The organism is Romboutsia sp. (genome assembly GCF_035470145.1).
Lineage (GTDB): Bacteria > Bacillota > Clostridia > Peptostreptococcales > Peptostreptococcaceae > Romboutsia_D.
This window is the reverse complement of record NZ_DATIRC010000119.1, coordinates 1-1,661: the sequence shown is the minus strand read 5'-3', so window position 1 is coordinate 1,661 and position 1,661 is coordinate 1. Positions and strand designations below refer to the sequence as shown.

Sequence of the window (1,661 nt, the reverse complement as noted above, 5' to 3'; positions counted from 1 at the left end):
ATTGATGAAATTATGGAATCTAAAAACAATGATAGAATAGCTTCTCAAGATGAAATACTAGAGGGGTTAACAAGGATCGCTAGAGGAATAGAAGAAGAAGAAGTAGTCACAATAACGCAGCTAGGTGAGGTTGTAAGGACTGAAAGAACACCAACTAATAAAGATAAGCTTAAAGCATGGGAATTATTAGGGAAACGATACAGAATGTTTACTGATAAGATAGAAGCTAATATAAATGAAGTAGTTACGATCATAGATGATATAGGTGAAGATGATGAGTAGTAAAAGACTATCAGAAATATTTAATGATAACTTTAAAAGCTTCTATGCTAAATCAAAGAAAAATGATTATCTATTCTATGTATTAAAAGGTGGTAGAGGAAGTGCTAAATCAACTCATATAAGCTTTGATATTATAATAAATGCTATGAAAAATCCTGTTACTACTTTAGTAGTTAGGAAAGTTAGTAACACATTATCTGAATCAGTGTTTGAGCAGCTAAAAGAAGCCATTGATATTTTAGGGGTTGGTATGTATTGGGAATCCAAAGTATCGCCTTTACAATTGATATATAAGCCCAGGGGCAACAAGATTATATTTAGAGGTGCTGATGATCCTAATAAAATAAAATCTATTAAAATGTCAAAGTTTCCTGTAACTACTTTATGGATAGAGGAATTAGCAGAGTTCAAAACAGAAGAAGAAGTATCAACCATAATAAATTCAGTATTAAGAGCAGAATTAGAAGATGGATTAAAGTATAAAGTTTATTACTCTTACAATCCACCTAAGAGAAAGCAATCGTGGGTTAATAAAAAATATGACACTCAATTCTTTGCTGCTAATACTTACATACACAGTAGCACTTATTTAGAAAATAAACATATCTCAAAAGCTTTTATAGAAGAAGCAGAGGAAGTAAAAAGAAGAAATGAATTTAAGTATAGGCATGAATACTTGGGTGAGCCTATCGGAAGTGGAGTAGTGCCTTTCAATAATCTTATATTTAGAACTATTACAGATAAAGAAATAGCTGCATTTGATAATATAAGGCAAGGCATTGACTGGGGTTATGCTACTGACCCATTAGCTTTTATAAGATGCCATTATGATAAAAAGAAAAGAACATTATATTTGTTTGATGAATTTTATGAGGTTAAAGCTTCTTTAAGAAAAATAGAAGAATTTTTAAAATCTAAAAAGTATCATTATGATAGGATAGTTGCAGATAGTGCAGAGCCTAGAAGTATAGCAGAAATGAAGTCATATGGGTTTCAAATTGAAGGTGCTAAAAAAGGTGCTGGAAGTGTTGAATATGGAGAAAAATGGCTCGATGATTTAGAAGCTATTATTATTGATCCTAAAAGAACACCTAACGCAGCTAAAGAATTTGAAAACATAGACTATCAAGTTGATAAAGACGGCAATCCAAAGTCTAAATTAGAAGACAAGGACAATCACATTATAGATGCTACTAGATACGCATGTGAAAATGATATGAAGAATAGAAAGACTAGAGGATTTGTAAATGTAAATATTTAAGGGGGGGTGAATAGATGTTAACAAATTTAGACTTTTTAAAATTAGGTGCAAGTTTCCCACCTGCCAGCGAAACTGAAAGACTTGAAAAATATAATAAGAATAAGCTTATATTTGAAGG

The 1,661-nt window shown here is 31.1% G+C and carries 2 protein-coding genes; both read left to right on the top strand.

The window, feature by feature from the left end; all coding sequences use genetic code 11:
• Positions 1–282: terminase small subunit (locus VLM92_RS04745; RefSeq protein WP_325275209.1), on the top strand; the 282-nt coding region annotated here is incomplete at its 5' end.
• Positions 275–1,543, top strand: a complete 1,269-nt coding sequence (locus tag VLM92_RS04740; RefSeq protein WP_325275208.1) for a PBSX family phage terminase large subunit — start codon at positions 275–277, stop codon at positions 1,541–1,543. The genes VLM92_RS04745 and VLM92_RS04740, both read left to right, overlap by 8 nt.
• The last annotated feature ends 118 nt before the right edge of the window (positions 1,544–1,661 follow it).

Coding starts and splice junctions, on each gene's coding strand:
- VLM92_RS04740 (WP_325275208.1), top strand. CDS start 275: ATGAGTAGTAAAAGACTATCAGAAATATTTAATGATAACTTTAAAAGC.